Origin of the sequence: Micromonospora sp. C28ISP2-4 (assembly GCF_030519385.1) — a bacterium.
Taxonomy (GTDB): domain Bacteria; phylum Actinomycetota; class Actinomycetes; order Mycobacteriales; family Micromonosporaceae; genus Micromonospora; species Micromonospora tulbaghiae.
On the sequence record NZ_JAUMKG010000003.1, the window covers coordinates 87,237 to 112,745 of the forward strand.

Consider the following 25,509-nt stretch of genomic DNA (forward strand, 5'->3'; position numbering starts at 1 on the left):
GCGCTCTTCGAAGCGTTCTACACGGTCGGCACCACCATCGGTGTGCCGGTGACCGGGTTCGGCATCACCACGCTGGGCAGACCGAAGACCTCCCGCATGAGGTCGGCGTCCACCACGTCGGCCGGCGGCCCCTGCGCGACGATCCGGCCGGCCTTCATCGCCACGATGTGGTCGGCGAACCGGCACGCCTGGTTGATGTCGTGCAGCACCGCGACGACGGTGCGTCCCTCGTCGCGCAGCTTGGCGAACAGCGCCAGCAGCTCGTACTGGTGCGTGATGTCCAGGAACGTGGTGGGCTCGTCCAGCAGCAGGTACGGCGTCTCCTGCGCCAGCACCATGGCGATCCAGACCCGTTGCCGCTGGCCGCCGGAGAGTTCCTCGACGGGCCGCTCGGCCAGGTCGGTGACGCCGGCAACCGCCATGGCCGACCGGACGGCCTCCTCGTCGGCGGCGGTGCCGGTGCCGAGCAGCGACTGGTGCGGGTAGCGGCCCCGGGCGACGAGCCGCCGGACGACGATGTTCTCCGGCGCGACGAGGCCCTGCGGCAGGAAGCCGACCTGGCGGGCGAACGGCTTCGGCCGGTGCTCGGCGACGTCCCGGCCGTCCAGGCGCACCGCGCCCGACGTCGACGTGAGCAACCGGACCATGGCCTTGAGCAGCGTCGACTTCCCGCATGCGTTGGGCCCGACGATCGCCGTGAACGCGCCGTCCGGCACGGCCAGGCTCACCCCCGCCGACACGACCCGCTCGCCGTAGCCGAGCGTGACGTCCTCCGCGATCAGACGACTGGTCACCGCCGTTTCACCTCCATGCCGAGCAGCCAGATCAGATAGCAACCGCCGATCGCCGTGGTGACCACCCCGACCGGCAGGGCGACCGGCGCGAGCAGCATCTGCGCGACGAGGTCGGCGGCCAGCAGCAGCACCGCGCCGGTCAGCGCCGCCGGCACCAGTGGGACACCCGCGGCCCGCGCGAGCCGCCGGCCGATCTGGGGCGCGGCGAGCGCGATGAACACGACCGGCCCGGCCACCGCTGTCACGGTCGCGGTGCAGCCCACCCCGGCCAGGACCAGCAGCAGGCGGAGCCGGCCCAGGCGTACGCCTGTGGTGCGCGCGATCTCGTCGCCCAGCGCCGCCTGGTGCATGGCGTGCGAGACGACGACGAGCAGCAGGACGAACAGGCCGATGACGACGAACGGGAGCCGCACCTCGGCCCAGTCGACGCCGTTGAGAGAGCCGGCGTTCCACCCGGTCGCGGCGAGCGCCACGTCGATCTCGGCCCGCAGCACGATCCAGGAGTTCAGCGCGGTCAGCATCGCGTTGACGGCGATGCCGATGACCACCAGCCGGACGCCGCTGAGCCCGGAGTCCAGCGACAGCAGGTAGATGAGGGCGGCGGCGAGCAGCCCGCCCGCCACCGACCCGGCCGCGAGCTGCCCGGCGGTGCCGTTCAGCAGCGTGATCGCCACCAGCGCCCCGGTGTACGCGCCCGCGTCGAGCCCGATCACGTCGGGGCTGCCCAGCGCGTTGCGGGTCAGGTTCTGGAAGACCGCCCCGGCCAGTCCCAGCGAGGCCCCGAAGATCAGCGCCGCGACCACCCGGGGGAGCCGCCACTCCCGGATCACGAATCCCGCGTCGCCGCCCCGGAACAGGGCGTCGAACACCTCCGCCGGTGTCGCCCACTGCGGCCCGTGGCTCAGGGCCAGCAGGGCGAGCGCCGCCGCTGCCGTGACGAGCCCGGCCGAGGCGACAGCCGTGCGCCGTTCGACCCGGACCAGGAACCGTCCCGCCCGCAGCGTCACGGTGCTCACAGCGCCGCCGCCCCGTAGCGGCGGACGGCCCAGATCAGCACCGGAGCGCCCAGGAACGCCGTGACGATCGACACCGGGACCTCGCCCGTGGGCAGCAGGACCCGCGAGCCGACATCAGCGAGGAGCAGCAGGATCGGGCCGAGCAGCATCGAGTACGCCATGATCCACGGAATCGAGTCGACTGCGAGCCGCCGCGCCAGGTGCGGCACCATCAGCCCGACGAACGCGATCGGGCCGGCCACCGCTGTGGCGACACCGGTCAGCACCGTGACGAGCACCAGGACCGTGATCCGGGTCCGGGTCACGTGAGCGCCGATCGCGTGGGCCACGTCCTCGCCGAGGGCGAGCGCGTTCAACGGCCGGGTCGCGGCCATCGCGGCCACCAGGGCGACCACGGTCACCAGCACGGGCAGCACCAGCGGCGTCCGCCCGGCGCCGGCCAGTGCCCCGACCGACCAGAACCGGTACCTGTCGAAGACGTCGGGGAAGCCCAGTCGCAGGCCGAGTGAGACGCCCATCAGCACCCAGCTCAGCGCGACACCGGCCAGGACCAGCCGCAGCGGCGAGGTCCGTCCGACCGCGTAGACGGCGACCGCGGCGAGCGCGGCGCCGGCCACCGCGAGCACGAGCTGGCCCGCCTGCGACCCGGCGACGCCCACCAGCACGCCCAGGTTGATCGCGAAGCCGGCCCCGGCGTTCACGCCGAGGATGCCGGGCTCGGCCAGCGGGTTGCGGGTCAGCGTCTGGATCAACACCCCGGCCGCGCCGAGGGCGGCGCCGACGCAGACGCCGAGGATCGTCCGGGGCAGCCGGATGTCGCGTACGACGAGGTGGTCGGTCGTGGCCGCGAAGTCGGTGAGCGCCCGCCACACCTCGACCGGCGCGACCGGCCGCGCGCCCACGGCCATGCTCGCGCCCGCCGCGACGACCAGCAGCGCGACGGACACGAGCAGGAACGCCACCCGCCGGGACAGGTCAGTCTTCAAGCCCGGCGACTCCACGCTTCCAGTACCCGGTGATCAGCGAGTCGAGGCGGCGGGCGCTCCAGGCCCGCAGCGGCTTGATGTCACCGGCCTCGCCGGCGGCGAAGAGGAACGTCCGCCCGGCCGGCAGCCGCAGCGACGTCACCTGCCGCGCCAGCGTGGACCCGGTGGCCGCGCGCACCAGCCATGTCACCGTCACCCCGTCGCGGGCGGCCAGCGGATAGTCCCGCTCGGCCGGGTCGTCGACCTCGGCGACCACGTGCGCCGACACGTCGGCCGGCGACTCCTCCAGCCACCGTGCCACGGCCGGCAGGGCGGTGGTGTCGACGGCGAAGACGTAGTGGTCGTAGCTGTGCGGGAACGCCTTCGCCCCGGGCGGGCCCGCGATCGTCACCTCGTCGCCCACCGCCGCCGCGTCCGCCCACGCCGACGCGACACCCCCGTCGTGCAGCACGAAGTCCAGGTCGATCTCGCCGGTGGCGGGATCGTGGCGGCGCACCGTGTACTTGCGGGTGGTCGGCAGCGGGCGCGGCCAGTCGAGCATGCCCCGTCCGTCCGGGACAGGGTCGCGGCGGGTGCCGTCCGGATCGGGGAAGACGAGCTTGACGTGGTCGTCCGCCTGGTAGGTGTGGAAGCCGGCGAGGGCCGGGCCGCCGAGGGTCAGCCGCAGCATGCGTGGGGTCAGCCGCCGCCGGGCGACGACCCGGACCGTGCGTACCCCGATCGGGTAGCCGATCCGGACCGTGCCACTGCCTGCGCGGTGGTGGGCGGCGACCCGGCCCGCCGGGTCGGTGCGATCGATCATCGGTTCAGCAGCGGCGCGAATGCCTTGTCGATCGAGTCGAGCGTCCTGAGGGCCGACTCGTACGTGGACGCCTCCGTGTACTGCAACCCGAACACCCGGCCCGCCTTGACCGCCGGCAGGTTCTTCCACAGCGCGGAGTCGAGCACCTGCTTCACCGCCTCGGCGGGCGTGCCGTCGGGCTGGAGCGTGTACGTGATCGCGTCGGCCTCGCCGAGGCTCTTCGGCAGCTCCTCGATCGCCGGGTACTCGGTGACGTCGAGCCCGCCGCCGCCCTTCTCCTTGACCTCGCCGTAGTAGGTCACGCCCGCGTCCTGGGCGATGTTGGTGCCCCACGACCCGGCGAACTCGCGGTGGAAGGTGCCCTTGGCGATCTCGCCGTAGCTGCCCACGTGTCCGAACTTCAGGCCCGCGAGGGCGGTGCCGTACTTGTCCTTCAGCTCCGCGGCCTTCTTCTCGTACGCCTCCTTGGCCGCCTCGAAGTTCGCGCCGCGACCGGCGGCGTCGGACTGACGGCGGGACAGCTCACGCCACGCGGCGGGCGTGGTGGGGCCGATCGCGACGACCGGCGCGATGCTCTCCAGCCGCTTCATGTCGAGGCTGCCGAGGGCCGGCTTCGGCACCCCGATCACGATGAGGTCCGGCTTCGCCGCGGCGACGGCCTCGTAGTTGGTCTCGGCGGCGGCCTCGCCGGCGACCTTCGGCAGCCGCTCGTAGGTGGCCCGGTCCTGCTCGGTCATCAGCGCCAGGCCGCGCTTCCAACTGGAGATCCCCACCAGGGCGGCGTCCGCCTCGATCAGGACCGGCACCGCGTAGCCGGTGGCGACGACGCGCTTGGGGTCGGCCGGGATCGTGATCTCACCGTTGTCGGCGGCGAAGACGCGGGTCGCGGCGTCGCCGGACTCGGCGGCGGAGTCGCCTCCGTCGGAGCCGCAACCGGTGACCACGGCGAGCGTCACCGCGGCGGCGGCGATCACGCGCCAGTGCTGTCGTACGGACATCTGCCAGTTCCTTCGGGGTCTCAACACAGAGGTGCAGCCCCGCTGGGCTGCAGAGCTTAGGCTAGCCTTACTCGCGCGGGCGGAATGTCGCCCAGAGGTCAACCGATGTCGGGGAGAGGTCAGAGCGTGATGGTCACCGGCCCGATCACGGCGGATCCGGTCAGCTGCGAGGAGTTCGGCTACGGCCTCGGCCGCCCGGACGGCATCCTCGTCCTGCGCTACCGGTCGGTGACCCGGCTGGCGTTCGCCGAGAACCGCGAGGACTTCCTGCACCAGCTCTACTGGTCACCCGACGGTCTGCTCTCCGCCCGCCACGGCCCGCACACGACCTTCCTCGGACCGGACGAGGTCTTCTGGGTGCACCGGGGTGTCACCCACGAGGTGCACGCGGCGGACCGGCAGACGGTGTACCGGATCTGCCTGCGCGAGGTGCCCGCCGCCCTCGACGGGCTGCGGGCCGGCGTCGCCGCCATCGATGCCGGGGCCGCTGGGCTCGTCCTGGCACTGACCACCCCGGGGTACGACGAACGCGACGCCCCCGCCGCCCGCAGCCGCGTCATGGCCGGGCTTGCTCCCCGGTCCGGCCCCGACGACCGGCCGCCCGGCGGTACGGGCGTCGCGGTGGCGGTCGCCACGGCACTGGCCAGCGACCCGGGTGACACCACAGGGCTCGCCGAATGGGCGGACCGCCTGCACGTCAGCGTCAAGACGCTGCAACGCGACTTCGACCGCGAGTTCGGCATGTCGTACTCGCAGTGGCGCACGAAGCTGCGCCTGCGCGCGTCGCTGGCGCTGCTGGAGACCCGACCGGTCGGCGAGGTCGCCCGCCGGATCGGGTACGCCAGCCCGTCCGCGTTCATCTCCGCCTTCGCCCGGGAGTACGGCTACACGCCGGGTCGCGCCGCCGCGATGCGCCGTACCGCCGACGTCCCCGCGCCCCGCGCGGCGCGAACCTCCTGATCAGCCTGCCGGAACGGTGGTGCTGTCACCTGCTCACCTCATGGTGGCCTTCGGGGCGCCCCTGCCCGGATCGATCCGGGTCGGACCGGAGGCCGAGGGGCGGATGTCGAAGTCGAAGATCTCGGTGGGCAGGTAGACGGTCGCGCAGGAGTTGGGGATGTCCACCACGCCGGACAGCCGGCCCTCGATCGGTGCGGCGCCGAGCAGCAGGTACGCCTGTTCCGGCTGGTAGCCGAAGCGGGTCAGGTAGTCGATGGCGTGCAGGCAGGCGCGCTGGTAGGCGAGCTGCGAGTCGAGGTACCGCTGTTCGCCGTCGAGGGTGACCGAGATCCCGGAGAAGGCCAGCCACCGGGAGAACTGCGGCGGGGTGTCGCCCGGCATGAAGATCGCGTTCTCGGCGACGCCGTACGTCTGCATGCCGTTCTTGATCAGGTCCACGTGCAGGTCGATGAACCCGCCCATCTCGATGGCGCCGCAGAAGGTGATCTCCCCGTCGCCCTGGGAGAAGTGCAGGTCGCCGACGGACAGGTTGGCTCCCGGCACGTACACCGGGTAGAAGACCCGGCTGCCGACGGTGAAGTTCTTGATGTCCTGGTTCCCGCCGTTCTCCCGGGGCGGAGCGGTCCGCGCCGCCTCCGCGGCCACCCGGTCGAAGTCGGCGCCGGTGAGGCCGCCGAGGATCGCGTCCTGCGGCTCGGGGGGCAGGGCCAGGGGCGGCACCCGGTCGGGCGCGGTGGCGATCAGCGCACCCTCCCGCAGGTTCCAGGTGGCCAGCAGCGACGCGGACGGGGCGGTGCCCATCAGCCCCGGGTGGGAGATCCCGGTGAACGAGACCCCGGGGATGTGCCGCGAGGTGGCCTTGTGGCCGGTGAAGTCCCAGACCGCCTTGTAGGCGTCGGGGAACTGCTCGGTGAGGAAGCCGCCGCCGTTGCCGGTGGGGAAGATGCCCGTGTAGCCCCAGCCCTGGCCGGCCAGCGGACCGGACTCCTGCGGGATCGGCCCCATGTCGAGGATGTCGACCATGAGCAGGTCGCCCGGCTCGGCGCCCTCGACGGCGAACGGGCCGCTGAGAGCGTGGACCCGGGTCAGCGGCGCGTCCCGGATGTCCTCGGCGGAGTCGTCGTTGTGGATCGCGCCGTCGAACCACTCCCGGCAGTGGACGCGGAACGACTGTCCGGGCCGTACCGTCGCCACGGGCGGGATGTCGGGATGCCAGCGGTTGTGCCCGACCTTCTCCTGGTCGGTGAACCTCTTGGCGGAGTCGAGGGGGAACAGCAGTTCAGGCACGGCGTTGAGCCCTTCTCGTGGTCACCATCGCGGCAGGCGGGCGTGGGCCGGGTTCGTCGAGCGGCGTACCGGGCGGCGACCGGGCAACCGCCCGACCACCTCCGGCTGTTCCGCGCTGCGTTCGGTCCGGTCGATGGCCTCGCGCAGCGCCGCCGGCATGCGGCCCAGCCGGGGCGCGGAGAACACCCGCGTCGCCGGGCCCCCGCACCGGGGGCAGTCAGTCGACGGGTCCGCGGCGCCGACCGGCAGCGTGACGTCGAAGTTGCCGTCCTGCTGGCAGCGGTACTCGAAGGTGGCCATCGCCGTTTCCCGTCCCGGCCTCTCGTGCGTGCGGTGGCCGTTCCGCGGCGGCTCACCCGTCAGCTCGATTGTGGGCGATTCACCACAAGAGCGGCGCAAAACGACGAATGAGACGGAGCTTCCGCCCTCACGACGGGCCGGCTGGGCCGCCGCACCGACCGAGACGTGAGATACGTTGGCGATCATCGATGGGTTGACCGCATCGTCGACGTATGGCAGCCGTCTCCTCGTCCTCGCCGTTCCGCCGCCTGCGGCCGGGCCTGCTCGCCGCCGCCGTGCTGTCCGCGGCGGTGCTCGCCACCGTGCTGGGCGCCGTGCCGCCGGCCGGCGCCGGCACCGCCTACCCTCAGGTCGCGCCGGCGCCCGGCGGCGCCGCGGTGTCCGTCGCGGAGCCGACCGGGACCGCGCCGCCGGTCACGTCGACGCCGAGCACGCCCAGCACCACGCCGTTCCCGCCGAGCGCGCCCACGAACCTGACCGCCACCGAGGTACGGACCACGTCGGTCACCCTCACCTGGACCGCCGCCACCCGCGGCTGCTGCCCCGTCGTCGGGTACGACATCACCTACTACCAGGCGTTCGACGACGTGGTCTACGGCGTCAGCCTCGGCGACGTCACCACCACCACGATCACCGGCTACATCCAGCCGGGCCGGCAGTACTCGTTCCGGGTGTCCGCCCGGGACGGCGACGGCCGCCGTTCGCCCTCCACCGACGCGCTCACGGTGGTCACCCCGGTGACGGACACCGGCCCGGACACCGCCCCGCCGAGCGCACCGCAGAACCTCACAGTCGGCGAGGTGACCGCCTCGACCGCCACACTGTCCTGGTCGCCGTCGACTGACAACACCGGCGTGCTCGGGTACGACGTCTACCGGTTCGACGGCTGGTTCACCTCGACGCGCGTCGCCACCGTGGCGGGCACCACGTACACGGCGTCGCTGCCCTCGTCGACGCCGCTGCGCAACCTGTACTACGTGCGGGCCCGGGACGCGGCCGGTAACGTGTCGATCGCGTCCGACACGGTCACCCTGCCCACGACGTCCACTCCGCCGCCCCCACCGCCCTCGACCTGCCGGGTGACCTATCGGAACCAGTCCGAGTGGCCCGGCGGCTTCGTGGCGGCGGTGACGGTCCAGAACACCGGGACGGCGCCTGTCGACGGCTGGGTCGTCACCTTCAGTTTCCCCGGGGACCAGCACGTCACCACCGCCTGGAACGCCACCGTCGGCCAGACCGGCGCCGCCGTGACCGCCCGCAACGCCGACTGGAACCGCGTCGTCGCGCCGAACGGCTCCGCGACCTTCGGCTTCCAGGGACGGTGGAGCGCGAGCGACGCGCCACCGACCGGCTTCTCGCTCAACGGCGCCCCCTGCACTGTCGGCTGAGAGGGAGTCTCATGACCACACCCCGACACCGCCGCCGCAGCCTGGCCGGGGCCGTCACGGCCGTCGTCCTCGCCGCCACCACCACATTCGGGGGTACGCCCGCGCCCGCCGCCGCCGCGAACACGCTCAGCATGCGGGGCGCCGACGTCTCGTCGTTGCAGCGCAGCCTGGACCTGGGCGCGAAGTACTACGACGCCGGCGGGGTCGCCCGCGATCCGCTGGACATCCTCAAGTCCGCCGGCGTCAACTACGTCCGGCTGCGCGTCTGGAACAACCCGGCCAGCGGCTACAACAACAAGAGCAGGGTGCTGGCCCAGGCGCGCGCGGCCAAGGCCAAGGGCCTCAAGGTGCTCATCGACTTCCACTACTCCGACACCTGGGCCGACCCCGGCAAGCAGTACAAGCCGGCCGCCTGGGCCGGGCACAGCCTGAGCCAGCTGCGCAACGACGTGTACGCCTTCACCTACGACGTCTGTGCCGCCCTGCGGGGGCAGGGCACCCTGCCGGACAGCGTGCAGATCGGCAACGAGATCAACGTCGGGATGCTGTGGAACGAGGGGAAGGTCGTCGACAACGACTTCGCCCCGCTGGCCGGCCTGCTGAAGCAGGGCTACAACGCGGTGAAGGCCTGCGGCGGCGGCATCCCGGTGATGATCCATACCGCGAACGCCGACAGCAACCCGAACGCCCGGTGGTTCTACGACGGCATCCGCGCCCAGGGTGTGCAGTGGGACATGACGGCCCTGTCGTACTACTGCATGTGGCACGGCAGCCTGGCGAACCTCTACAACAACATCGTCGACCTGCGGAACCGCTACGGGAAGCCGGTGGTGATCGTCGAGACCGCGTACCCCTTCACCCGGGACAACGCCGACAGCGAGCCGAACGCCATCGGCGACGCCACCTGCGACGGCATCGGCGCGACCTGGGCCGGGCAGGCCCAGGAGTTCGACTGGGTCCAGAACACCGCCCGCAACGCCGGCGCCGTCGGCGTCTTCTACTGGGAACCGACCTGGTACGCAGTAAGCGGCAACGGGTGGGACCCGGCGAACATCAACGGCACCGGGAACCAGTGGGACAACATGGCAGTCTTCGACTGGTTCGGGCGGGTGAACCCGGGGGTGCGCTGGACGCCCTGACGGATCGGCCGGCGCACCCCCAGCTCAGCGCTTGAGGAGCCGGCGGATCGAGTGGCGGCGGCCCCACGCGATGAACACGAACAGCGCGAACAGCACCACGGGTGTGAGCAGCAGCGCGCCGCCGTCCAGGATGAACGCCTGGGTGACGGCGGCGCCGACCATGAGCAGCGCGAGCCCGACGGCGGCCAGCCCGGCGAGTCGCGGCACCAGCAGCCCGACGCCACCGGCCAGCTCCAGCAGGCCGACGAGATAGCGGAACCAGGGCGCGGCACCCATGTCCTCGAAGGTCTGGACCGCGTTCGTCTCGCCGAACAGCTTGGGGCCGGCGGAGGCGACGATGAGGAAGACTCCGAGGACGCCCTGCAGCGCCCAGAGGGTCCGGTGCAACCCGCGCGTGACGGGCGGGGGAGTGGTGTCTACGACGGTCATGGTTCTCGTCCCTCCTGGCGGTCTGCCGGTTCTCCGCATCCGATCGGATACACCAGGTCAGACCGGCCAGGGCGAGCGAACTCATCGCTGGGTCCGGCCGGCTCAGCTGACTCGGGCTGTCCCCAGGCGCGTTCGAGGGCCAGAGCTAGCCGTCTCATCCACTGCTCCACGGGTCCCTCGATCCCGGGGTACTCGTCGACGAAGTTGTCCCAGTCGATGCTCCACGTCAGCACGTCCTCGGCGACGAAGCCGTCCGCCTCGGCGCCCAGCTCCGGCCGCATCAGGCGGCGGACGAGATCCCGGTCCACGCTTGTCGTCTCGGCCAGCAGAACCGCGTCGTACAGATCCTTGCCCTGCGCGTACGCGTCGGTGGCCAGCCACAGCAGCTTCCAGGCGAGCGCCAGCGCGGCGGGCGCGGCGAGCACCGCATCGGCGACACCGGGGAGCATCACCGCCTCCGGTGGGAGCGGCAGCTCCTCGCCGAAGACGACATCGATCTGAACGTGGCCGTCCGGCGCTCCGGCGACGCCGAACGGGACGACGAGGCGGCGGCCGTCGGCCCGCTCGTACGTCCAGATGGCCGCCTCGCTGATCCGGTCCGGTCGCAGGCCGGCGTCCGGCATGCTCCGGACGGCGGCCTTGACGGCGTCGAGCAGCGTACGGGCCTCGTCGCTGCCGCTGGTGACCGTGTGCGGGACGACGACGAAGTCCAGATCGCCGGGCTCACGTGCGGCGGCGCCGACCTGGACCGGCATCAGCGCACTGCCCCGCAGCACCAGGTGGCGGCCCACGGGGGCCGCCGCGATCGCCGCCAGCACGCCGGTGAGCGCGGTACGCCGGGCGGCCCTCCACCGCCGGCCGATCTCGGGCGCGAGGAATTCCGGCTCACCGGCGCGGTACGCGTTCGGGTAGTGCTTGAGCGCGGGATCGAACGCGGCGCGCTGGCGGACGGGAGCGTCGGCGGGCAGCGGCTGGTAGGTCGGCGGGAAACCCCGGGACCGTGCGGGCGCGGACCGCATGGCGTTCTCGCGCCTCGTCATCCAGTCGTTCGGCCGCGTCTCCTCCGGGCTTCCGGGCGGATGCAGCCAGCCGAGGTCGCGGGCCGGTCCGCTGTCGAACACCACGTACTCCTGCTCTACCGCGGCGATCTCGAAGCCGGCGGCGGACACGGCCGCGACGAGGGCCTCCAGGCGCTGCCCGGCCGTGGCGAGCCCGACGCGGTAGCAGCGCTGGGTGACGAACCGCTCCTGCACACCGTCGGCGCGTACCCGGCGCGCGTTGCGGGACAGTCGTGCCCCGTGCGGCTCGACCAGATCGGTGAGCGCCAGTGTCCGAGCCACCGTCGGCCCGGCCAGCAGCAGTTTGACGTGATGCTCGAAGTAGCGGGCGGCCGGCTCCGCCGCGGCCTCCTCGTCCGACTTCGGCACACCGGCAGCCCACGGCGCCACTTCGATCTTCGTGCGGCACACGTGGATCCCGGACGCCTCCACCTCGCCCTGCAGGCGCTCCGCCGCGGCCTGCTGCTCGGCGTGCGTGCCCCGCCCGGTCAGCGTGACCATCGGCTGGGAGGCGTAGGCACCCTGGTCGAGGACGATGTGGACGAACTTCAGCCCGTGCCGCGCGGCGAGGGCGGACAACCTCTCCGCGTCATAGGGCTGGGCCGTCACATGGATTTCGAAGTCCCCCGACACCTCAAGCACCGGCGAAGCCTACGACACGTCGCCTGGCCCGGGCTGCGGCTTCACGGCCGTACCGTCGGGCTGCGGTGATGCCGGGCGCGAGGGCGCGCGTACCCCTGCCGCCGCCCGTGCGGCCGTACCATCTCCCGGTGAAGGTCCGCCGTCGGCTGGTCGCCGTGTCACTCCTCCTGGCGGTGGAGACGGCGGCGTTCGCGCTGCTCGTCACCGAGTCCGTGCCGGATGCGATCGCCGTCGCCGGCCTGACCTGCGTGTCGTTGTGGCTGCACCTCGTCCTGCACGAGTGCGGGCACCTCGTCGTGGCGAAGCTGTTGGGGCTGCCGGTCGTCGCGGTCCGGATCGCGCCCTTCAACGGTTGGCGCAACGAGGTGTCGGTCCGGCCTTCGCCGTCGACGGCGGCGCTACCGCTGCGGATGGTGTTGTTCCATCTCGGCGGCCCACTGACCAACCTGGGCACCGCGACGGCACTCGTGGTCGCGGCGACTTCCACCGGTACGGCGTTGACGCGGTTTGCGTTGCTCGCCGCCGCGTTCGTCGGGGCGCTGCTCGGCCTGACCAACCTCGTTCCGGGGCGCTCGACCCGCAGCGACGGCCAGAACCTGCTCCGCTGGCTCCGGGCTCCGGCAGCCGCCCGCGAAGCGCTGCGGGCGGGCTACTACCAGGAGGAGGTGGTCAGGGCACTGCGGGCGGTCGCCCGAGCGGGTGTCGATGTGCAAGGGGTCGGCATCCAGGCTTGCGGCGGCGATCCGCTCCTCGCCCTCGCCGCCTACCAGCGGAGATTGACCGCTGCACACACGCAGTCGGCGGAGCTGGTCGGGGAAGCCGAGCGGCTTGCGGCGCTGGCTCGTGCGGGCAGCACCGATCCCGCTGCGGCAGCGGCCATCGGGCAGACGCTGAGCGTCCAGTTCGGATTGTGGTACCTGTACGCCGCGGTGGTGACCGGTTCGCCTGTGGCACGCCGCGAGGTGCGGGAGATCTCGGAACTCGCAGGGATCGCCGCCCGGCCGCAGCCGCGCGTGTTGACCGCCCGGATCGCGATGAGCCTGGCCCACCTGCTCAACCAGCGGCCCGAGGACGCGCGATCGCTGCTTCTCGACGTCCGCCCCGGTGCCGAGCCGACCGACCTCTGCGCCGTCGCGCTCCTTCTGCGGGCGGCCGCCGAGTCGTACCTCGGCAACCACGTCGCCGCGGACCGCCTCCTCCGTGCGGCCCGCGGCGACTACCCGCAACTGGCGCAGCTCGTGGCCGCGATCCGGGCGGCCGATCCGGCGCCGCCCCTGTTCGCGCCGGTGGCGGTGGCCGGCGCCTGACCGGTTCGCACCGCCGGCGGCTGTGGCGGACGCCGCGGTCAGTCCCCGAAGCCTGCCGGGTGGGCGTCCCCGACCGCGTTGAGCAGCACACCCTGCTCCAGCAGCGCCTTGCAGGCGCAGAGGACCATGGTGAACCCGCCCATCGAGTCGATCGCCTTGCTCACGGCCTGGTCGGCGGTGCCGGCAAAACCGGTCTCGGTGACCCGGACCAGCGTGGTGTCGCCCTCGCCCGGCAGGAACCGCCACTCGACCTGGGTGGGGGAGTCCGGATCCCACTCGGCGAGGATGCGGCGGTTCTCCTCCACGTCCTTGACGGTCACGACGGTGGAGACGCCGTACATCTCCCAGTCCCAGGTGACGACGGCGCCGGGTTCCAGCCGGCCGCTGCTCCTGGTGAACCAGAACTTCGTGGTCACCGCCGGGTCGGCGAACGCCTGGAAGACCTCGGCGGCCGGACGGCGGATGAGCATCTGCGCGGTGATGACAGGGGGTCGGGTCAAGTGGTCACTGTCCACGGGCCGGTGGTGTTCCCTTCTCTCCTGGTCGGACACTGCGAACGCGGTCACTATATGGCCGGACCGTGACGACCGGGTGGACGACGAGTGCTCGTGCGCATCACGACCCGCCATTCGTGCCCCGCCGGGCACCCGGGGGGACGGCCGAGCGCCGTACGGGCACAGTCGGCCCCCTGCTCGCGCAGAGACTGCGCGAGGGTGGTGAGGCCGGCGGGCCCGGCGGCGTCACTGTCGTCCCAGCCGGTGACCGCCACGTCCTCGGGTACGCGCAGCCCGGCGCGCGCTGCGGCGCGGAGGGCGCCGAGCGCCAGTTCGTCGCTCATCGCGGCGATGGCGTCGGGCGGTTCGTCGCCCTGAAGCAGTTCGAGGGCGAAGCGCTCACCTTCGGCGACATGGTTGACCGGGCACACGGCCAGCCGCAGCTGCGAGGCCGCGCGGGCGTCGTCGGTCCAGGCGTCGCGGAAGCCCTCCCACCGGCGGCGGGTCACCGGGAACCGCACCTCCGCGACCCGGCCGGCGGGGAGGAGCTGACGGATGCGGTCGCGGTCGAGCGGGAAGCCGAGCACGACCGGGCGGCGGGCGCGGACGAACGCCACCCGGCCGATCGCGGTGGCCGCGGCGCGATCGTCGATGCCGATCACCGGTATCCCCGGCCGGCCCGGGCCGGCGTGGACGACAGCGGGCAGGCCGGTGTCGGCCACGGCTTCCAGGACCGGATCGTCGTCGCTCGTGGTCCACACGACGAAGCCGTCCACAGCGGCCTGGGCGACGCGCTGCGCGTCCGAGGGCGCGCCGGTGATCGGCACGAGGGTGAGTCCGACGCCCTCGGTGGCGCACACGTCGGACACCCCGGCGAGGAACCGTGCCGCCTGTGGGTCGTCGAAGGCGTAGCTCAGCCGCTCGCCCAGCACGACGCCGAGCGACCCCACGCGCCCGCGACGCAGCGAGCGGGCGGCCGGGTGCGGCCCGGGATAGGACAGTTGCCGGGCGGCCTCCCGCACCTTCGCCGCGGCCTCGGCCGAGACCCGCTCCGGCTGCGAGTAGGCGTAGGAGACGGTCATGGGCGACACTCCGGCCGCCCGTGCCACGTCGCTCATCGTCGGCCGTCGCCTCGGGTTGTCGACAGAGCGATCCATGTCCATACTCTAGCTGTGTATCGATACACAAAGGAGTCGGACCCGCTCGCCGGCGCTGATGGGTTCGTCCGCGACGCGCCGACGGTGCTCTCCTATGCCGCGCTCGGCTGCTTCACGTTCTGGCTGTACGCGTTCGCGCCTGCGGTGACGCTGCTGCGGGACGAGCTCGGCTTCTCCTACTCGGTGCTCGGCGCGTACGAGGTGTGCTGGTCCGCGGGAGCCGCCCTCGCGGGAGCCGGCTTCGCGTGGACCGCCCGTCACCTCTCCCGCGGCGCGCTGCTGTGGGGCTCGGCCCTGGCCACCGCCATCGGCGCCGGCCTGTTCACTCTCGGCCGGGGCGTGCCGGCCACGCTCGCCGGAGCGGCCGTCTTCGGCACGGCCGGAACGATGCTGCTCACAGTCATCCAGGCGATCCTGTCCGACCGGCACGGCAGCCGGCGCGACCGCGCGTTGACCGAGGCCAACATCGGCGCCGGAGTGTCGGCGGTGTTCGCCCCGCTGGCCGTCGGCGCGCTGGCGGCCACCGTGATCGGCTGGCGCGCCGCGTTCGTCCTGCCGGCCGTCGCCTTCGTGGTGCTGCACCTGCGCTACCGGAACCGGCCGCTACCAGTGCCGGCGCAGCGGCACGCCGCGCGGGACACCGGGCGGCTGCCGCCGGCCTGCTGGCTGTTCGCCGTGCTGACGGCGATCGGCTCGGCCGTCGAGTTCTGCCTGGTGTACTTCGGCCCTCAGATTCTCATCGACTCCGGCTTCTCCGCTGCGGCCGCCGGCACCGCACTGAGCAGCAACCTCCTGGGCATCCTCGTCGGACGCCTGGCCGGTGCGCGGCTCACCCGCCGTCCCGGCCGCACCGTCACCCTGCTGTACGCCTCGCTGGCCGTCTCCCTCGCCGGCGTCGTCCTGTTCTGGCTGAGCGGCCGGCCGGTCCTCGCCGTCGCAGCGCTGTTCCTGTCCGGGGTCGGCATCGCCAACCTCTACCCGCTCTCGCTGGCGCTGACCCTGGGCGCCGCCGACGGGCAGGAGGACCGGGCCAACGCCCGCTCGCAGCTGATCCTCGGCCTGATCGCCGCAGCCGCCCCGTTCGTGCTGGGCGGCCTCGCGGACCGGTACGGGCTGGCTGCGGGCTTCGCCCTGGAACCGATCCTGATCGCCGGCGCCTTCCTCCTGCTGTGGGGCGGCCTGCGGGCCACGCGACGGGGCGTCGCGTGAGCAGGTCGGTCACCGACGGGGTGGAATTCGCTTGAGCGGTGCCGCGACGTGAGTCACAGTCATGCCATGATCTCCAACCGGAAGGGCGGCGACGCCCCGGCGCGATGAGCGCCCCCACGCGGCGCGACGGCGCCGCGAAGACCCCGCACGACCTGTGGCAGCAGGCGGTCCGGATCCGCCAGGAATGGCTCGACCACGCCCTGTCCACGCAACCGGCCGACCGGCCGGCCGCCGAGCGGTGCCTGACCGCCGTCTACGCGAGGGCATCGCGACCCCGGCCCCGGTTCGAATGGGTCGACTCGCCGGACAAGGCGATGCCGCTGGTCAGCGGCTGGCCCACACTCGACCACCTCCGCGAACGCATCCGGGCGGTACGACCGCCCCGGACACCCCTGCTGGCGAGCGACATCGCCATGGTCGTCTCCCAGCTCCGGGGCGCGCTGAGCGCGGGCGTCGTGCACACCGATCCCGAACTGTCACCCGCGCGTACGGGCAAGGCCAAGGAGCCGTGGCCCGAGCTGGCGCCGCTGCGGGCTCTCGACGGCGGCGTACCGCTCGCGGTCGTGCTGCACCAGGGGGTGCGGACGGCGCTGCACCGGAGCCTCGCGCACGGGTTCTACCTGCCGGTGCGTGGGGCGCTCGCGAGCGACGGCCCGGTGCCCGTGTGCTGGTACGGGCAGCAGGACGCGTCGTGGATCGCGTACTACGACGTGCTGCGTCGCCTCGGCCTCGCCCGGTACGGGCCGGACGAGGCCGGACACCTCGACACCTGGGCCGACCTGGCCCGCTCCTGCGGCTGGTGGTGGCCGGGGGAGGAGGTCTGCGTCGTCGTGGAGCGGCCACAGGCGATCCGGACCGAGCCGGTCCCGGGCACGCCGCACGACCGGATCCGGCTGCGACCCGGTGGTGTCCGCTATCGCGACGGCTGGCAACCACAGCTGGGCGGCGCGAGCGCCGATCCGGGATGACGGGCGCGCGCAGACCTTGATTGAATAGGCGACGGTAAATAGATTGGGCTCGGGCGCCGCCGAGGTCCGCAGACCGGACCCCGGCGGCTGACCGGGCCGCCTTCGAGCCGGGCACATCGGTCGTACGCATCGACCACGTGGCGCACCGCCGCGCCGCACCCTCCCGCGCTGCGGCGTCCGTCCCGGACGCGCGTCGCTGCGCCCTGTCCGACGCCGAAGGACTTCCCATGACGATTCTCCGTGCCCGCCCCGCCCCGCTCGTGGCGGCCGTCGCCGCGCTGGCCGCCGTCACCGCGGCCGGTACGGCCCTGCTCACCGGCCCGGCCGCAGCCGCACAGGGCTGCCGGGTCGACTACACACCCAACCAGTGGCCCGGCGGGTTCACCGCGAACATCAAGGTGTCACCGGGTGACACAGCCGTCTCCGGCTGGACGGTCACCTGGACGTACGCCGGGGACGAGCGCGTCACGAACGGCTGGAACGCCACAGTGAGCCAGTCCGGGTCGACTGTGACCGCGCGCAACATGTCGTACAACGGCAGCATTCCGGCCGGCGGCTCGACCGAGTTCGGCGTGCAGGGCACGTTCGGCACCGCCGGCGGCGCGCCGACCGGATTCAGCCTGAACGGCGTACCGTGCAACGGCACCGGGCCCGGCCCGACCACGCCGCCGCCCACCACGACGGTGCCGACCACCGCCCCACCGACCACGGCGCCGCCCACCACCGCGCCGCCCACGACGGCCCCGCCGACCACGACGCCTCCGCCGACCACCCCGCCGCCGAGCGGGTGCGCGGGAGCGGTGCTCTGCGACGGCTTCGAGAACCAGACCGGGTCTACGCCGTCGGGTGACTGGAGCGTGGTGAGCCCTGACTGTTCCGGCGCCGGCACGGCCACCATCGACACGACCACCACGCACAGCGGCAGCCGCGCGGTCCGGATCAACGGCGCCGCCGGGTACTGCAACCACGTGTTCGTCCGGACCACGAAGAACCTCAGCAACCTGGGCAGCATCAGGTACGCCCGGATCTGGGTCCGGCACACCACCGCCCAGCCCACCGACCACACCACGATGATCACCATGTCCGACGCCGCCGACGGCAACCGGGACCTGCGGCTGGGCGGTCAGAACGGCGCGCTCCAGTGGAACCGCGCCTCCGACGACGCCACGCTGCCCGAGCAGAGCCCGGCCGGTGTGGCGCAGAGCGTGCCGCTGCCCGCCAACCGCTGGGCCTGCCTGGAGTTCATGGTGGACGGTTCCGCCGGCCAGCTGCGTACCTGGCTGGACGGTGTCGCAGTGACCGGCCTGACCGCCGACGGCGTGCCGACGCACGACATCGACGGCCAGTGGTACAACCGCACCTGGCGGCCGCAGCTCACCGACCTGAAGCTGGGCTGGGAGAGCTACGGCGGCGGTGCCGACACCCTCTGGTACGACGACGTGGCGATGGGATCCACCCGCATCGGCTGCTGACCCACCGAGAGTGGAACGTCACGGGTGTCGCACGGCAGCCCGGACACCCGTGGCGTTCCACAGAGCGCGGGCGGCTCAGTGCTCGACCGTCATGCGCTGGGTGCCGATCACGGAGAGCAGCCGCAGCGCCTCCTCCGACGGGGAGCCCGGCGTGGCGGTGTAGATGACCACCTGCTGGTCGCGGTCGGTGATGTCGAGGACGTCGCAGTTGACCGTGACCGGCCCGACCAGCGGGTGCCGGAACGTCTTGCACAGCGTCCGCGCGCCGCCCACCTCGTGGGAGGCCCACAACCGGGCGAACTCCTCGCTCCCGGCCCGCAGCTCCGCGATCAGCGCGGTCATCTCCGGGTCGTCCGGGTAGCGGGCCGCGGCGGCGCGCAGCCGTCCGACCGAGTGGCGGCCGAACTCACCCGCGCCCGACCCGTCGTCGCGCCCCGCGCCCTGCAGGTGCGGACCGAGGAAGGCCCGCCGGACCAGGTTGCGGTCCCGCCGGGGCACTGCGGAGAAGTCCTCCATGAGGGCCGCCGCGAGGTCGTTCCAGGCGATCACCTCGAACGCCGCCGACGTCACGAACGCCGCCGCCTGCGGCAGCCGGTGCAGCAGGTCCAGCACGCTCTGCCGTACCTCCCGGGGTGGCCCGGGCGGCGGTCCCGGCGGCTCCCCGGCCAGGTGGTGGAGGTGGTCGCGTTCGGCGTCGGACAGCCGCAGCGCGCGGGCCAGTCCGGCCAGCACCTCCCGCGACGGACGCGGGCCGCGGCCCTGCTCCAGCCGGGTGTAGTACTCGGTCGAGATGAACGCCAGCCGCGCCGCCTCCTCGCGGCGCAGCCCGGGGGTGCGGCGTCGCCGCCCGGCGGGCAGGCCCACGTCGGCCGGGGCTGTCCGCTCCCGCCTGCTGCGCAGGAACACCGCGAGCTCACGTCGGTCCACGACCCCAGTGTGCCCGTGTGCGGCGGAGCGTAACCAGGTACCGGCGGTGCCTGGATGGGCTCCGCGGCCGGACGCAGGCTTGCCGCCATGGACACCACACGAACCGACGCAACCGCCCACCACACCGCCGGCCTGCTGGCCGGCAAGGTCGCCTTCGTCACCGGCGCCGGTCGCGGCATCGGCGCCGCGGCGGCCCGGCTGTTCGCCGCCGAGGGCGCCCGGGTGCTGCTCGCCGCACGCACCGAGGAGCAGTTGAAGGCGGTGACCGAGCAGATCCGGGCGGCCGGCGGCACCGCCGAGTACGTGGTCTGCGACCTGGCCGACGCGGCGAGCGTGCGCGCCGCCGTCGACCGGGCCGTCGAGGTGTACGGGCGCCTCGACGTCGCCTTCAACAACGGCGCGACGATCGTGCCGCCGGGACCGATGGACCGGGTGCGCGAAGAAGACTTCGACCACGTCTACGCCGTCAACCTGAAGGGGCCGTGGCTCGCCATGGTCGCCGAGGTCGCCGCGATCCGGGCCACCGCCGGCACCGGCGCGATCGTGAACAACTCCAGCGTCGGCAGCCTGATGGGCAACCCCGAACTGCCCGCGTACGGGGCGATGAAGCGCGGCGTCAACAGCCTCACCGAGTCCGCGGCGGTGACCTACGGGCCGGAGGGCATCCGCGTCAACGCGATCGCCCCGGGCAGCACGCTCACCGAGATGATGCGGGCCTGGGACGCCGAGTCGCCCGGGATCATCGACCGTCTCGCGGCGCACACGCCGCTGCGCCGGGCCGCCGAACCCGACGAGATCGCCCAGGCCGCCGCGTGGCTGCTCAGCGACCGCGCCTCCTTCGTGACCGGTACGGTGCTGCGGGTCGACGGCGGCGCGCGGGCCTGAGCGGGCCGGAACGGGAAGTCCCGCCGCGCGATGCGCACGGGCCACCGGCACGGCATGCCGGTGGCCCGCGCGTCAGCGGCTCATCGCGTACGCCACCACGAGCGCGACGAGCGCCAGCGCGGCCAGCACCGCCGCCGCGATCTTCGCTGTGCTGTAGGGGCGTTCGCCGATGACCTCACCGGTCCGCGCGTTGACCAGAACCTGGTACGACCGGCCCGCGTGCAGGTACGCGGCGATCCACACCGGCAGCAGGACCAGCTTGTACGACACGTCGGAGTACGTGGTGTCCACAGCGGACACCCGCTGCTCGTCACCGCCGATGTCCGACCGGCAGTCCCGCTCGATGACCGGCGCCATCCGCGCCTTCGCCTCGGTCAGCCCCGCCTCGGGCTCGGTGTCGTACCGCAGGGCCTGGTATCCGGCCAGGTAGTCGCCGTGGAACGCGGTCACCTCGGCCAGCGGCCACGGCGCCAGCTTGTCCAGCTGCTCGGTGGGCAGGTGGGTGGTGGCCGGCACCAGCACGTCGTCGAAGTCCCGGCGGACCGTGCCGGCGGCCGGATGCCACCGGGTGTGCCGCACCTGCCGGGTCCGCGTCTCCTGCTTGCCGTCGACTGTCACCGTGTACGTCTCGGTGACGTAGTAGTGCTCGCCCCGCTGACCCCGGTAGTCCGACACGGTCCGCGCGTCGAACGTCCAGTGCGGCAGGTACGTGCCCTTGAGCGTCTCCGCCTCGCTGATCTTCTTCAGGCTCCCGGGGGCGAACCAGCGGCTGCGGCACCACTGGCCCAGGGCCGTCCGCACGCCGTTGCGGTCCACAGCGAACGGCAGCACCGCCTCCGGCGCGATCAGCTCGCCCGCCCCGGCGTCGGCCACCAGCGGGGTGGCGCAGAACTGGCAGCGCTGCGCCAGCGCGTCGCTCTCCGTCCGGGCGCCGCAGCCCGGGCAGACGAACGTGTGCGCCGCGACGCTCGCCGCCGGCTTGCGGGGCAGCGACGCCAGTTCCGCGTACGAGTGCTCGCGCACCTCCCGGCCCGCGCCGGCGATCTCCTGCCGGTGCCCGCAGTACGGGCAGCTCAACGCGGTCGTGCCCGGCGCGAACTCGACCCGGGCACCGCAACCCCCGCACTGGTACGAGGGCGGGGAGACAGCCGTGTCGCTCATTGCGGCGGCAGCGGCGGCGGGACGCTGGCGAGCACCGACGCCAGCTCGGGCACCTGCCCGGCGGGCTGCCACTGCGCCATGCCGGCACGCCAGACGAGCGTGTCCGCGCCGAGCGCGCCCGCACCCGCCTGCTCGGCCAGCCCACCGAGGTCGTACGGGCCCTGCCGCTGGCCGCCGACGCCCACGTACCACTGGGCCTGGCCCGGCAGCGGCGGCGGCTCGGCGGCGGCCGGCTGGGCGGGGGCCGGCTGGGCCGGCGTCGGCTGTGTGCCCGCGCCACCGCCCATGGTCCGGGCCATCTGCTGGCCCATCGCCATGCCCAGGCCCAGGCCGATGCCCGCGCCCGCCTCGCCGCCCGGGTTGTTCGCCGCGGCCTCCATCGCGTTCGCGGCCTGGAAGCGGGTGTACCGGTCCAGGTCGCCGACCGCGCCCATGCTGGTCCGCTTGTCCAGCGCCTGCTCGACCTCCGGCGGCACCGACACGTTCTCGATGACGAACTTGGGGATCGCGATGCCGACCTCGGCCAGTTCCTCGGTCAGCACGACGGCCAGCCGGCGGCCGATCGCGTCCTGGTGCGCCGCGAGGTCCAGCAGCGGCACGCCGGCGGTGGCGAGCGCGCCCCCCAGCCGTCCGACCATGAGCTGCCGCAGGTACTCCTGCACCTCCTCGGTGCGGAACTGCGGGTCGGTGCCGACCAGCTCCCGCAGCAGCTGCGCCGCGTCCACCACGCGCGCGGCGAAGGCGCCGAACGCCCGCACCCGGACCACGCCGAACTCGGCGTCGCGCAGGATGACCGGGTTCTGGGTGCCCCACTTCATGTCGGTGAACTGCCGGGTGTTGACGAAGTACACCTCGGCCTTGAACGGCGAGTTGAAGCCGTACTTCCAGCCCTTCAGGGTGGACAGGATCGGCAGGTTGCGGGTCTCCAGCGTGTACGTCCCGGGCGGGAAGACGTCGGCGATCTTCCCCTCGTTGACGAACACCGCCGTCTGGGACTCCCGGACGACCAGTTTGGCGCCCATCTTGATCTCGTTCTGGTACCGGGGGAACCGCCAGACCATCGTGTCGCGGCTGTCGTCCAGCCACTCGATGATGTCGATGAGTTCGCCCCGGAGCTTGTCCATCAGCCCCATCGCAACCCTTTCCTCGGCGCCGGTCTCCGGCGTCGCGGCGACCATAGCAACCGCCCGCCACCTGCGAAAAGAGCGCTTTTCGCAGGTGATCGGCGGCCACCGATCGGGGTCGTTCAGCCGGTTTCGTCGGCCATCGATTCGCCTGCGGCCGTACGCTGCTCCGGAATCCGGGACGCCCGGCCGGGGGTATCGACGACGCGCTCGGTCTCCTGCACCAGATAATGCGGACGGCGTTTGGTCTCGTAGTAGATCCGGCCGATGTACTCGCCGATCACCCCGAGGATCATCATCTGGATGCCGCCGAGCCCGATCACGCTGACGATGATGGTGGTGTAGCCGGGCACGTCGATGCCCTTCTCCACGGCGTCCGCGACCACCCAGGCCATGTAGCCCACAGCGATGAGCGTCAGGAACAGGCCGCCGTAGATGGCCAGGCGCAGCGGCCGGTTGTTGAACGACAGCAGGCCGTCGAACGCGTAGTTGAACAGCTTGCCGAACGTCCAGCGGCTCCGCCCGGCCTGCCGGGTCTCGTTGCGGTGCGCCACCACAGCGGTGCGGAAACCGATCCACGAGAACAGGCCCTTGGAGAAACGGTTGTACTCCGGCATCGCCAGGATCGCGTTCACCGCGAGCCGGGACAACAGCCGGAAGTCGCCCGCGCCGTCGAGCAGGCGGACGTCTATCCACCAGTTGACCAGCCGGTAGAACGAGCGCGAGGCGACCATCCGGATGAACCGGTCACCACGGCGGTCCCGGCGGGCGATCACCTGGTCGAACCCCTGGCGGTAGAGCATCACCATCTCGGGCAGCAGCCGCGGCGGGTGTTGCAGGTCGGCGTCCATGATGACGACCGCGTCGCCGGTGGCCCGGCGCAGGCCGGCGAGCATGGCCGCCTCCTTGCCGAAGTTGCGGCTCAGCGACGTGTAGCAGACGGCCGGATCGGCCGCGGCGAGCCGGCGCAACGCCGCCAGCGTGCCGTCCTCGCTGCCGTCGTCGACGTACACCACTTCGACGTCCACGTCGGACAGCTCGGCGAGCGCGGCGCTGAGCATCTCGTGCAGCCGCTCCACCGACGCTTCCTCGTTGAAGCAGGGCACCACCACCGACAACCGCACGGCGCTCACCCCGCCCGGCCCGCGCTCGGGTGTGTGCACCCGGGGTCAGAGGCGGTAGACAAGCGTGCCATCGACATCCTCCCGGGTGATGCCCAGCCCGTCGACCGGCCGGGCCTCGATGCCCTCCCATGGCGTCCCCGCCGCCCGGCTCGGCACCGCGACGACCGACCGCACGCCGATCCCGCGCAGGTAGGCCACGCTGCCCGCGTCGGGGAACGTCGCCACGGCGACCCGCGTCTGGGCCTGGGTGACCGGCTCGAAACCGCCGAGCCCGTTGGTGATCCGGGGGAACCCGTCGGTCGACCAGAGCATGTAGTTGAGGTCGCCCACCCCGCCGGCGGGCAGCACCAGCATCGGCTCCGGCGCGGTCCGCATCGCGGCCGGTGGCGTCGGCACGGCCGGGTGCGGCGTGCGGTTGACGCCCTCCAGCGTCACCAGGGCGAGCGGCACCAGCAGGACCAGCGCCGCCACGGCCCGGGACGCGCGCGCGGCTGCCGGCCGGCGCCACGACTCGGCCAGCGCGGTCACCAGCCCGGCCGCCAGCACTGCGAGCAGCAGGCTGGTCCAGTGCATCATCCGACCCGGGGTGCGCAACGCGTCCCAGCCCGGCAGGAGCGTGGACAACGTCAGGTAGCCGGGGTCGCCGTCCCCGCCCAGCGTGGCGCCCAGGCCCAGCAGCACGGTGCCGACCACGCCGAGCCCCAGTGCGACGCGGTGCCGCACCGGGAACGCCGAGACGAACAGCCCGGCCGCGGCCAGCCCGATCAGCGTCATTCCCGGTAGCAGCGCCATCTCCGGCGGCCAGGACAGCTGCTCGCGAGCGGCGGCGTGCCGTTCCCCCCACAGCCACGAGTCGCCGGGTGCGGTGACGAACCCGATCAGCGGCGGGGAGAACATCTTCGTCCAGTCCAGCGACCGGACGGCCTGCGGGTTGAGGTCGACCACGCGCAGGTAGACCAGCCCGAGCAGCAGCGTCACGGTGCCGAAGACGGCGCCGCCGGCCAGGTCGGCGATCAGCAGCCGCCGGCCGAACGGGGGCCGCTCCCGCTTGCGCCACCAGGACCAGCCGTAGCAGCCGGCCGCCACCAGCACGGCGGCGAGCAGGAAGTAGACGAGCGGCAGCCCGATGCCGAAGCCGAGCGTGACCTGCCAGGCCGCGACGAGCCACCCGGCCACCGCCCAGCCGGGCTTGCGGCGTTCCGGCCGGTAGCCGTGGCGCAACGACCAGCCGTGACCGCGCGCCAGCATCGCCAGCGCCAGCGCGATCCCGCCGCTGGACAGGATGTTCAGGTGGCCGGAGTGCGCCAGCCGCCAGGGCGCGTACGCCCACGCCACACCGGCGACCGCCCCGCCCCAGCGGTTCGCGCCGAGCTGCCGGGCCAGCGCGTACGCCCCGAGGAACGCCAGCGCGTGCAGCAGCACGTAGAGCACGTTGTAGCGGACCACCGCGGCCTCGAAGCCGGAGCCGAGCATCCCGAACGGGGCGTACCCGAGCAGCGTGTCGCTGTAGGCGTACGTGTAGCGCTCCGGATAGAACGTGTTCGAGTTCCAGAGGTTGGCCGGGTCGCTGAGCAGGGCGTGCCCGGACCAGGCGACCTGCCACGCCTGCAACGTCGGGTCGCCGAGGTCGCCGGGGATCGTGGTCGCCGGGTGCCGCATCGTCGGCCAGGTCAGCACCACCGCCAGCAGGAGGCTGCCCAGGATCGCCAGCGTCCACTCCGGGTTCGGCCGCCACCGGCGTCGCTCGTCAGTGGGCCGCTCGTCGGAGGGCCGGTCGTCCGGAGGAAGGTCGGCGGGCGGCTGCCCGGGACCGGTGTCCTCAGCGGTCGGCGGGGCGACGGCGGGCCGGATCTTCATGGGATAGATGCTTCACGATGCTGCT

24 protein-coding genes are annotated in these 25,509 nt (G+C 72.9%); 8 read left to right on the forward strand and 16 right to left on the reverse strand.

Features of this window, described 5'->3' with window-relative positions:
• Nucleotides 1-17: 17 nt before the first annotated feature.
• From Q3W68_RS13725 to Q3W68_RS13745, 5 genes are read right to left on the reverse strand one after another with little or no spacing between them, the layout of a single operon-like run.
• Entirely contained in the window at nucleotides 18-794 is a 777-nt protein-coding gene (locus Q3W68_RS13725) for an ABC transporter ATP-binding protein (protein ID WP_302905781.1), read from the reverse strand.
• Nucleotides 791-1,810 carry an iron chelate uptake ABC transporter family permease subunit gene (locus tag Q3W68_RS13730; RefSeq protein WP_302905782.1) on the reverse strand — a complete coding sequence of 340 codons (1,020 nt, stop codon included), beginning with the start codon at nucleotides 1,808-1,810 and terminating at the stop codon, nucleotides 791-793. The genes Q3W68_RS13725 and Q3W68_RS13730 overlap by 4 nt, the downstream gene beginning before the upstream one ends.
• Complete coding sequence (locus tag Q3W68_RS13735; RefSeq protein WP_302905783.1) at nucleotides 1,807-2,796, reverse strand: iron ABC transporter permease; 990 nt, start codon at nucleotides 2,794-2,796, stop codon at nucleotides 1,807-1,809. The genes Q3W68_RS13730 and Q3W68_RS13735 overlap by 4 nt, the downstream gene beginning before the upstream one ends.
• Nucleotides 2,786-3,598, reverse strand: a complete 813-nt coding sequence (locus Q3W68_RS13740; protein WP_302905784.1) for a siderophore-interacting protein — start codon at nucleotides 3,596-3,598, stop codon at nucleotides 2,786-2,788. The genes Q3W68_RS13735 and Q3W68_RS13740 overlap by 11 nt, the downstream gene beginning before the upstream one ends.
• On the reverse strand, nucleotides 3,595-4,596 hold the full coding sequence (locus Q3W68_RS13745; RefSeq protein WP_302905785.1) for an ABC transporter substrate-binding protein: 1,002 nt from the start codon (nucleotides 4,594-4,596) through the stop codon (nucleotides 3,595-3,597). Before Q3W68_RS13745 ends, Q3W68_RS13740 begins: the two co-directional genes overlap by 4 nt.
• A gap of 105 nt (nucleotides 4,597-4,701) precedes the next feature.
• Between Q3W68_RS13745 and Q3W68_RS13750 the strand changes: the two genes are divergently transcribed.
• Nucleotides 4,702-5,556, forward strand: coding sequence for an AraC family transcriptional regulator (locus Q3W68_RS13750; RefSeq protein ID WP_302905786.1), 855 nt, complete (start codon nucleotides 4,702-4,704; stop codon nucleotides 5,554-5,556).
• Nucleotides 5,557-5,589: 33 nt separating this feature from the next.
• Here the strand turns inward: Q3W68_RS13750 and fmdA are convergent, their stop codons facing one another.
• Nucleotides 5,590-6,843, reverse strand: a complete 1,254-nt coding sequence (gene fmdA / locus Q3W68_RS13755; protein ID WP_302905787.1) for a formamidase — start codon at nucleotides 6,841-6,843, stop codon at nucleotides 5,590-5,592.
• Nucleotides 6,844-6,864: 21 nt separating this feature from the next.
• On the reverse strand, nucleotides 6,865-7,143 hold the full coding sequence (locus Q3W68_RS13760) for an FmdB family zinc ribbon protein (RefSeq protein WP_302905788.1): 279 nt from the start codon (nucleotides 7,141-7,143) through the stop codon (nucleotides 6,865-6,867).
• A 212-nt stretch (nucleotides 7,144-7,355) separates the two neighbouring features.
• Between Q3W68_RS13760 and Q3W68_RS13765 the strand changes: the two genes are divergently transcribed.
• Both Q3W68_RS13765 and Q3W68_RS13770 read left to right on the forward strand, forming a co-directional pair.
• Nucleotides 7,356-8,531, forward strand: a complete 1,176-nt coding sequence (locus tag Q3W68_RS13765) for a cellulose binding domain-containing protein (protein WP_302905789.1) — start codon at nucleotides 7,356-7,358, stop codon at nucleotides 8,529-8,531.
• Nucleotides 8,532-8,542: 11 nt separating this feature from the next.
• Nucleotides 8,543-9,670 carry a glycosyl hydrolase 53 family protein gene (locus tag Q3W68_RS13770; RefSeq protein ID WP_302905790.1) on the forward strand — a complete coding sequence of 376 codons (1,128 nt, stop codon included), beginning with the start codon at nucleotides 8,543-8,545 and terminating at the stop codon, nucleotides 9,668-9,670.
• Between the two features lie 24 nt (nucleotides 9,671-9,694).
• On the opposite strand, the gene Q3W68_RS13775 is transcribed toward Q3W68_RS13770, so the two are convergent.
• Entirely contained in the window at nucleotides 9,695-10,099 is a 405-nt protein-coding gene (locus Q3W68_RS13775) for a DoxX family protein (RefSeq protein WP_302905791.1), read from the reverse strand.
• On the reverse strand, nucleotides 10,096-11,799 hold the full coding sequence (locus tag Q3W68_RS13780) for a nucleotidyl transferase AbiEii/AbiGii toxin family protein (protein WP_302905792.1): 1,704 nt from the start codon (nucleotides 11,797-11,799) through the stop codon (nucleotides 10,096-10,098). Before Q3W68_RS13780 ends, Q3W68_RS13775 begins: the two co-directional genes overlap by 4 nt.
• 128 nt (nucleotides 11,800-11,927) lie before the next feature.
• Between Q3W68_RS13780 and Q3W68_RS13785 the strand changes: the two genes are divergently transcribed.
• Nucleotides 11,928-13,106, forward strand: coding sequence for a hypothetical protein (locus Q3W68_RS13785; RefSeq protein WP_302905793.1), 1,179 nt, complete (start codon nucleotides 11,928-11,930; stop codon nucleotides 13,104-13,106).
• 38 nt (nucleotides 13,107-13,144) lie between these two features.
• Here the strand turns inward: Q3W68_RS13785 and Q3W68_RS13790 are convergent, their stop codons facing one another.
• Nucleotides 13,145-13,606, reverse strand: a complete 462-nt coding sequence (locus tag Q3W68_RS13790; RefSeq protein WP_302905794.1) for an SRPBCC family protein — start codon at nucleotides 13,604-13,606, stop codon at nucleotides 13,145-13,147.
• A gap of 65 nt (nucleotides 13,607-13,671) precedes the next feature.
• Nucleotides 13,672-14,757, reverse strand: a complete 1,086-nt coding sequence (locus tag Q3W68_RS13795; protein ID WP_302905795.1) for a LacI family DNA-binding transcriptional regulator — start codon at nucleotides 14,755-14,757, stop codon at nucleotides 13,672-13,674.
• A gap of 15 nt (nucleotides 14,758-14,772) precedes the next feature.
• Here Q3W68_RS13795 and Q3W68_RS13800 point away from each other — a divergent pair, with 15 nt between their 5' ends.
• The 3 genes from Q3W68_RS13800 (at nucleotide 14,773) to Q3W68_RS13810 (ending at nucleotide 18,406) form a co-directional block, all read left to right on the forward strand.
• On the forward strand, nucleotides 14,773-15,966 hold the full coding sequence (locus tag Q3W68_RS13800) for a sugar MFS transporter (protein ID WP_302905796.1): 1,194 nt from the start codon (nucleotides 14,773-14,775) through the stop codon (nucleotides 15,964-15,966).
• 104 nt (nucleotides 15,967-16,070) lie between these two features.
• On the forward strand, nucleotides 16,071-16,934 hold the full coding sequence (locus Q3W68_RS13805) for a DUF6745 domain-containing protein (protein ID WP_302905797.1): 864 nt from the start codon (nucleotides 16,071-16,073) through the stop codon (nucleotides 16,932-16,934).
• A 227-nt stretch (nucleotides 16,935-17,161) separates the two neighbouring features.
• Nucleotides 17,162-18,406, forward strand: a complete 1,245-nt coding sequence (locus tag Q3W68_RS13810) for a cellulose-binding domain-containing protein (RefSeq protein WP_302905798.1) — start codon at nucleotides 17,162-17,164, stop codon at nucleotides 18,404-18,406.
• Nucleotides 18,407-18,481: 75 nt separating this feature from the next.
• Here Q3W68_RS13810 and Q3W68_RS13815 read toward each other — a convergent pair whose 3' ends face one another.
• Nucleotides 18,482-19,333 carry a helix-turn-helix transcriptional regulator gene (locus tag Q3W68_RS13815; RefSeq protein ID WP_302905799.1) on the reverse strand — a complete coding sequence of 284 codons (852 nt, stop codon included), beginning with the start codon at nucleotides 19,331-19,333 and terminating at the stop codon, nucleotides 18,482-18,484.
• A gap of 87 nt (nucleotides 19,334-19,420) precedes the next feature.
• Between Q3W68_RS13815 and Q3W68_RS13820 the strand changes: the two genes are divergently transcribed.
• Entirely contained in the window at nucleotides 19,421-20,218 is a 798-nt protein-coding gene (locus tag Q3W68_RS13820) for an SDR family NAD(P)-dependent oxidoreductase (protein WP_302905800.1), read from the forward strand.
• Nucleotides 20,219-20,290: 72 nt separating this feature from the next.
• Here the strand turns inward: Q3W68_RS13820 and Q3W68_RS13825 are convergent, their stop codons facing one another.
• From Q3W68_RS13825 to Q3W68_RS13840, 4 genes are all read right to left on the reverse strand, one after another.
• Complete coding sequence (locus Q3W68_RS13825) at nucleotides 20,291-21,379, reverse strand: hypothetical protein (protein WP_302905801.1); 1,089 nt, start codon at nucleotides 21,377-21,379, stop codon at nucleotides 20,291-20,293.
• Entirely contained in the window at nucleotides 21,376-22,512 is a 1,137-nt protein-coding gene (locus Q3W68_RS13830) for an SPFH domain-containing protein (RefSeq protein ID WP_368045739.1), read from the reverse strand. Before Q3W68_RS13830 ends, Q3W68_RS13825 begins: the two co-directional genes overlap by 4 nt.
• 113 nt (nucleotides 22,513-22,625) lie before the next feature.
• Nucleotides 22,626-23,636 (reverse strand): glycosyltransferase family 2 protein, encoded by a 1,011-nt coding sequence (locus Q3W68_RS13835; protein ID WP_302906183.1) that lies wholly within the window; start codon nucleotides 23,634-23,636, stop codon nucleotides 22,626-22,628.
• Between the two features lie 36 nt (nucleotides 23,637-23,672).
• Nucleotides 23,673-25,484: a hypothetical protein gene (locus Q3W68_RS13840; protein ID WP_302905803.1), complete on the reverse strand. Its 1,812-nt coding sequence runs from the start codon at nucleotides 25,482-25,484 to the stop codon at nucleotides 23,673-23,675.
• Nucleotides 25,485-25,509 lie beyond the last annotated feature (25 nt).